The sequence below is a fragment of the Methylomicrobium sp. Wu6 genome (genome assembly GCF_035916875.1).
GTDB lineage: Bacteria > Pseudomonadota > Gammaproteobacteria > Methylococcales > Methylomonadaceae > Methylomicrobium.
In genome coordinates this window covers 1-6,480 of sequence record NZ_JAXUHN010000006.1, presented here as the reverse complement: position 1 = coordinate 6,480, position 6,480 = coordinate 1, and the positions used below count along the sequence as shown (strand labels likewise).

Genomic DNA, 6,480 nt, shown 5'->3' with positions numbered 1-6,480 from the left:
TGGAGAAATACATTGCTGCCTACAACACGGGAGCGCAACCTTTCGTTTGGAAGAAACGCGAAGTCGTTGGCAGCCAGATCAAAAATACAATCTCTAACTTATGCAATTAGACACTAGTTCCTGTATTTTTAACGAGAGCAACAAATCATCATTAACAAAATGTATCGAATTATCTCTGATTTCTGTTAATGCAATAAGATTGTCATTTACAACTTTATCGATTTTAACGCCGTAGTCTTCGGTGACGATTCGGTACGCTTCAAAAAGGTTAATGGACAAAGGATTTCCCCAGAGCGATTCTTCTTTGGTCGCTTTACAGAGGACTTTTTACCCGTTTTAAGTGTTTTATGTTCCATTGCATAAAGCGAAGCCAATTTGTTGCTTGCTAGGTTAAGAACTTTCGCCTTTAGCAACAATTCCCAACCATTAATACAAAGAACAGAGAATGTTTCCTCACGATATTTGAAGTCTGGCTTATTGTAGATTTCAATCGCCGACAGCATTGCAGCGACTGATTTCTCTAACATTAACCGTGATCGTGACTTCATGAAATTCCTTTGTAGAAGAAGTTAACAAGTCATTAAACATATCCGTATATCATACATTTTATGCATGCTATACGGGCAGAAACATGAATTAATGCTCATGCTGCCAGTCTCGATCAATTCTCTTCCCGTTCCGTATTTTCGATTTCCAATACTTCGGATACCAGTTTAATTTCGTCCTGAAATTGCGGGATCGCAGGAATTTTCCAGGTTTTTCCGGCGATACGGGAAAGCAAGTTATTCAACCAGGGCTTGTTCGATTGCGCTTCATGAATGGTCAGATAATGCGATTCCTCGTCGGTCACTATGCCGAAATCATGCACCCAAACATCAATCGGTTCGGTCTCGCCATAAAGCGTTGCCTGCACATAGGCGGTGCGTGCGTCGATGTCGAAATTAAATTCCGACATTTCAGCGATGCCTTTCAGGATGAAATTGGCTATCCATCTGACAAGGAAGTTCGGCGTGATTTTGATGGCGAGTTTGACAAGACTGCTTTTAAAACTCATGTTCGGTCTCCGATCTGTTACAGAATAGTGAGGTTAATTCTAACCATTCTTGGCGTTGCCGGTAAGCGAAACCCAAAATTTTTATCCCCTCATCCTAACCTTCTCCCGCAAGGGAAAATGGATTTAGGGTTCAGGGCATGACCGTCGTTTTAGAATCAACAGACGGTTGTTCGCCGGCATCGCAACATCATTCAATAATTCAAGCGCATGTTCGGCGGCCAGGTTTGTTATCGTTTCAAAATCCCGGATGCCGCTCAGGGGATCGCGGTTTTTCAGCCAGCCGTCAAAGCGGGCGTTGCTCTCGCTGGTGTAGGCGCCGCGGTAGTTGAATGGACCGTAAATGCAGAGCAGAGCGTTTGGATTCAAATAAAGGGACAGCCTGTCGAAGAAGATTTCGATTTCTTGCCAGCTCATGATGTGCAGGGTGTTGGCGGTGAATAGCGCGTCGACCGATGTGCACGGCCAGACGGGGTCGGTCACGTCAAGTGCGAGCGGTGGTAGCAGATTGGCGAGCTGCGCTTCATCCCGCCAGAGATTGATGCCGGGGATATTTTCGCTTCTATCGGTGGGCTGCCATTCGAGATGCGGCAAGTGACTCGCGAAATGGCAGGCGTGCTGGCCGGTGCCGCCGCCGATTTCCCAAACCGTGACCGGCTTGCAAAATACCTCGCGGATTACGTTTAATATGGGATCTTTGTTGTTTTCGCAGGCTTGGGAATAAGGTTTTTCGATCATGCGCTGTGTTGACGGGGAAGACGTAATGGCTCCACTTTATCGGGTTTACCCATGCAAGTAAAACAGATCTGTAGCGTTGCGGAAATTACCGCATCTGAATGGAATACGCTGGCCGGGCGCGATTATCCGTTTATTCGTCACGAGTTTTTGGCGGCGCTTGAAAAGAGCGGTTCGGTGTCCGAGAAAACCGGTTGGTTGCCGCGCCATCTATTGGTTTACGATCAGGAAGAATTGGTTGCATTGCTGCCGTTGTATCTGAAATCACATTCGTTCGGCGAATATGTGTTCGATCAGCAATGGGCTGCGGCTTACCGGCAGCATGGATTGGCCTATTATCCGAAAGCGTTGACCGCGATTCCGTTTACGCCGTGTCCGGGGACGCGCCTGGTGCTCAAAAATTCGGCCGATCAGGCAAACGTGATGCGCTTCTTGTTTGATTGGATACAGGACATGTCGATAGAAAGAGGTATCTCGTCATGGCATTGTCTGTTTCCGGTTGATCGGCAGGCCGAGCAATGGCAAGTACTCGGATTGCTGCTGCGCGAGGCCGTGCAGTTTCACTGGTTCAACAAAGGCTATCGGGATTTCGACGATTATCTGGATGCGTTCAATGCGGCCAAACGAAAAATGATCAAGCGTGAACGGTGCAGAGTTAATGGTGCCGGCATCGAATTACGGCGTGTGCCCGGTGATCGGGTGAGCGAAGCGGAGTGGCAAATTTTCTACCGGTTTTATACGCTGACCTATCTGAAAAATGCTTCACAGCCTTATTTGGCGTCCGATTTTTTTACGCGCTGTGCGGCCGCGATGGGAGAGTGCATGATGCTGACGTTGGCGATCAAGCACGGCGAGACCGTTGCCGCGGCATTGAGTTTTATCGGTGGCGATACGCTTTACGGCCGCTATTGGGGCTGCGCGGAAGAACAGGATGCCCTGCATTTTGAAGCCTGTTATTATCAGGGTCTGGACTATTGTATCGAACACGGGTTGAAGCGCTTCGATTCCGGCGCGCAAGGCGAGCATAAAATTGCGCGCGGATTCGAGCCGGTTTCGACTTATTCGGCACATTGGCTCAAAGATGCAGGCTTTGCGGAAGCCGTTGAAAAATTTCTCATGCATGAACGGCGGGCGGTCAATGCCTATCGGCAAAATGCGGTAAATTACCTGCCGTTTAAAAAATAATCGCCGTTGCCGGTTTGAAAATAGTTGTAGAACTGATACAGTCATCCTAAAACTGCATCGGGCAGTACCGGTTTTATTGTTTTATCCCAGGAGAAGTATTCATGTCCGAATATAGAAGATACCAATGTACGGTTTGCGGTCACATTTATGACGAACGCGAAGGCGACCCCGATGGCGGAGTTGCGCCCGGAACCCGTTTTGAAGACATTCCGGACGATTGGCGTTGTCCCGAGTGCGGCACCGTTAAAAGTGATTTTGAGTTGATCGAATAAGCGTACTGTATCTGGAGATCGAACATGCAAGTCGTGATTATAGGTTCCGGTATTGCCGGCGTCACCTTTGCCGAGAAATATCGAGCGCTGAATGCCGACGCGGAAATTACCCTTGTTACCCACGAAAACGATGGGTATTATTCACGGCCTTTGCTGTCCCGTGGTTTTAGCAAGGATACGATCGAACAGACGATTATACTGAAACCGTTCGATGCGTTGCGTGAAAATCGTATCGACATCATCAGCGGCGCCGAAATCACCGAGATACACCGGGACTCGCGCACGGTCGGCCTGAAAGGTGCTTGTCAGGAAAAATCGCTCAACTACGACAAACTGATCATCGCCCAAGGTTCGGCGGCGTTCATTCCTCCCCCTCTTAGGCCCTATCATGAACTGTTTTTTTGTCTGAACAGTCTGGCCGATCTGAAGACGCTTCGCAAATTTCGCCAAGGCATCCTGAGTCAAAACCGCCAGCCGGACTGGGCGATCATCGGTGGCGGGCTGATCGGCTGCGAAGTGGCTTCGGATTTGGCTGTTTCGGGCGACAGTGTAACGGTGTACCATGCTATGGATCGGTTGATGGAGCGGCAATTGGCGGAGGAAGATTCTTTGTTGTTGCTGGAAGTCTTGAACCATGCCGGCGTCGATGTGTTATTGAATCAGTCCGTGCACAGTATCGCCAATGAAGACGATAAGGTTTGCGTGCTGACCGAGGCGGCGGCCGAGTTCGACGCGGTGATCGTGGCCTGCGGCTTCAAGCCGCGCACTGAATTGGCCGAACAGGCGGGTCTTGCGATCGGACGCGGCATCAAGGTCGACGAGTGTTTGAAGAGCAGCGACGACCATATTTATGCGTTGGGCGATGTGGCGGAACTGCCGAACGGCAAGTTGTACGCCTATATTCTGCCGATCCGCAGCCAGGCGAACTGGCTGGCCAGCCATCTGGCCGGGCAGGAAGAGGAAGGCTGGAAGCCGCCCGTTTTTACGACCAAGGCGAAGGTGCACGGCTTCGAAGCCGTGCATCCTTATCATCTTTGAGCATTGCTTCCTCTAGCGCGACGCTCAATTCCTACTGATCCAATGACTGAACACCGTTATTCCGACGCGGAGCGTTCGGCGCTCTATCGGGCGATCTACGAGCGCCGCGACATGCGTCATTTTCTGCCCGACCCGGTTGCTCCCGATATTCTCAGACGCCTGTTCGATGCGGCGCATCATGCGCCGAGTGTCGGCTTCATGCAGCCGTGGCGATTCATTCAGATCACTGCAAATGACTTGCGCGGACAGATTCATGCGCTGGTCGAACAGGAACGGCGGCGTACCGCCAAGGCATTGAACGAACGCGAAGACGATTTCATGAAGCTGAAAGTCGAAGGCATTCTCGACTGCGCGGTCGTGCTGGTCGCAGCATTGTGCGACCGGCGCGAGCAAGCGGTGTTCGGCCGCCGCACGCTGCCCGAGATGGATCTCGCCTCGCTGTCCTGTGCGATTCAAAATCTCTGGCTCGCGGCCAGGGCGGAAGGATTGGGCATGGGCTGGGTATCGCTGTTCGAACCCGAAGAGTTGAAGCCGCTGCTGGCGATGCCGGCCGATAGCCATCCGGTCGCGATTTTGTGTCTTGGGCATGTCGAACGGTTTTATGACAAGCCGATGCTGGAAGAGGTGCGTTGGGCGAAACGGATGCCTCTTGACGATCTGTTATTCGAAAACCGCTGGAATAACCCCGCCGCTAATGTTTGATATTCAGCCGTTGTCCCGAACGTTGGGGCCGGCCTTGCAGGCCAAAATCGATCAAAAGACCAAACCGCTCGGTGCCTTGGGGCAACTGGAGGCTTTGGCGCTACAAATCGGCCTGATTCAAAACAGCCTGTCGCCTTCACTTACCAAGCCTTGCATCATCGTGTTCGCGGGCGACCATGGCGTTGCCGCTGCCGGCGTCAGTGCTTATCCGCAAACAGTCACTGCGCAAATGGTCGCCAATTTTGCCTTGGGCGGCGCGGCGATCAATGTGTTTGCAAGACAGCATCAACTCGATTTGTTGATCGTCGATGCCGGCGTGAATGCCGATCTTACGGCGATACCCGGCTTGGTCCATGCCAGTATCGGCAAGGGAACCGCCAATTTTTTAGAACAGCCGGCGATGACCCGCGAGCAGTGCGCATTGGCTTTCAGCAAAGGAGCCGAACTGGTATTAAGACAGCGCAACGAAGGTTGCAATTGCATCGGTTTCGGCGAAATGGGCATCGGCAATACCTCGTCCGCGGCGTTGATCATGCATTGCCTGACCGGATTGCCGCTGGAACGCTGCGTCGGCCGGGGTGCGGGACTTAATGATGCACAGTTGCGGCATAAAGTCGCGGTATTACAGCAGGCGTTGGCCCGGTATCCTGGGCTGTCCGACTCGCGTGAGGTTTTGACGGCATTCGGCGGCTTCGAAATCGCGATGATGGCGGGCGCCTATCTGAAAGCGGCGGAACTGAACATGCTACTCCTCGTTGACGGCTTCATTGCCGGCAGCGCCTTGCTGGCGGCGGCCAAGATGTATCCTGACGTGCTTGATTATTGCATTTTCAGCCATATGTCCGGTGAACAGGGGCATCGGGCCTTATTGGATCACCTGAATGCGCGTCCCTTACTGAATCTGGACATGCGTCTCGGCGAAGGTTCCGGCATTGCGCTGGCTTTCCCTCTACTGATATCGGCGGTAGGTTTTTTGAACGAGATGGCGACGTTTACTGAGGCCGGTGTGGATCGAGATTGATTTTCTTTAAGAACTCATTAAACGAATGAAACGATTCTTCCTGCTGATATTGTCTATCTGGCGTCAACAATTGAAGCTTTATCTTTTGGCGGCGCTGGCCGGCGCCATTATCGGCGTTTTGGTACTGGCGCCGAGTTATGATTATATCAGCGCCCGCGAGTTGTCCGCGGACCCTCTCTCATCGGTCGAATATATGTTGAGTCAGGTCAGGGATATGCTGATGGGTAGGATTTCGCACGGCAATTTGATGCTGCTGGGTTTTTATGCGGAAATTGGCGCGTTGATCGGTCTTTTCTCGTTGGCGCTCTATAAGGTGGCGCATCAGCGTTTTGTGCATATCGATCATCTGAAAATGGAGCTAGTGTCTAATTGTATAAAAATACGATAGATATATAATCCTCTGAAAATTGCAGAGGAGTTATCGATGGGGCGTATTGCTAAGGTGGTTAAGTTGAGCCAACAGGAGCGCGTAGAGT

The 6,480-nt window shown here is 51.5% G+C and carries 9 protein-coding genes and 1 pseudogene; 7 read left to right on the top strand and 3 right to left on the bottom strand.

Annotated elements, in window-relative coordinates; all coding sequences use genetic code 11:
* A pseudogene (locus tag U2W12_RS00180) lies at positions 1-110 on the top strand (IS630 family transposase); the annotation flags it as partial.
* 96 nt (positions 111-206) lie between these two features.
* Here the strand turns inward: U2W12_RS00180 and U2W12_RS00175 are convergent.
* The 3 genes from U2W12_RS00175 to U2W12_RS00165 all read right to left on the bottom strand — a co-directional run bounded on the left by U2W12_RS00175 (position 207) and on the right by U2W12_RS00165 (position 1,789).
* Positions 207-527 (bottom strand): DUF3644 domain-containing protein, encoded by a 321-nt coding sequence (locus tag U2W12_RS00175; protein WP_326498660.1) that lies wholly within the window; start codon positions 525-527, stop codon positions 207-209.
* Between the two features lie 134 nt (positions 528-661).
* On the bottom strand, positions 662-1,054 hold the full coding sequence (locus U2W12_RS00170) for a hypothetical protein (RefSeq protein ID WP_326498659.1): 393 nt from the start codon (positions 1,052-1,054) through the stop codon (positions 662-664).
* Positions 1,055-1,177: 123 nt separating this feature from the next.
* Positions 1,178-1,789 carry a DUF938 domain-containing protein gene (locus U2W12_RS00165; protein WP_326498658.1) on the bottom strand — a complete coding sequence of 204 codons (612 nt, stop codon included), beginning with the start codon at positions 1,787-1,789 and terminating at the stop codon, positions 1,178-1,180.
* A gap of 51 nt (positions 1,790-1,840) precedes the next feature.
* Between U2W12_RS00165 and U2W12_RS00160 the strand changes: the two genes are divergently transcribed.
* The 6 genes from U2W12_RS00160 to U2W12_RS00135 all read left to right on the top strand — a co-directional run bounded on the left by U2W12_RS00160 (position 1,841) and on the right by U2W12_RS00135 (position 6,392).
* Positions 1,841-2,971, top strand: coding sequence for a GNAT family N-acetyltransferase (locus U2W12_RS00160; protein ID WP_326498657.1), 1,131 nt, complete (start codon positions 1,841-1,843; stop codon positions 2,969-2,971).
* A 101-nt stretch (positions 2,972-3,072) separates the two neighbouring features.
* A complete protein-coding gene (locus U2W12_RS00155) occupies positions 3,073-3,243 on the top strand; it encodes a rubredoxin (RefSeq protein ID WP_326498656.1) in 171 nt (56 codons plus the stop codon).
* 24 nt (positions 3,244-3,267) lie between these two features.
* Positions 3,268-4,281: an FAD-dependent oxidoreductase gene (locus tag U2W12_RS00150; protein ID WP_326498655.1), complete on the top strand. Its 1,014-nt coding sequence runs from the start codon at positions 3,268-3,270 to the stop codon at positions 4,279-4,281.
* A gap of 42 nt (positions 4,282-4,323) precedes the next feature.
* Positions 4,324-4,983 carry a 5,6-dimethylbenzimidazole synthase gene (gene bluB / locus U2W12_RS00145; protein ID WP_326498654.1) on the top strand — a complete coding sequence of 220 codons (660 nt, stop codon included), beginning with the start codon at positions 4,324-4,326 and terminating at the stop codon, positions 4,981-4,983.
* Positions 4,976-6,004 carry a nicotinate-nucleotide--dimethylbenzimidazole phosphoribosyltransferase gene (cobT, locus tag U2W12_RS00140; protein ID WP_326498653.1) on the top strand — a complete coding sequence of 343 codons (1,029 nt, stop codon included), beginning with the start codon at positions 4,976-4,978 and terminating at the stop codon, positions 6,002-6,004. The genes bluB and cobT overlap by 8 nt, the downstream gene beginning before the upstream one ends.
* 25 nt (positions 6,005-6,029) lie before the next feature.
* Positions 6,030-6,392, top strand: a complete 363-nt coding sequence (locus U2W12_RS00135) for a hypothetical protein (RefSeq protein ID WP_326498652.1) — start codon at positions 6,030-6,032, stop codon at positions 6,390-6,392.
* The last annotated feature ends 88 nt before the right edge of the window (positions 6,393-6,480 follow it).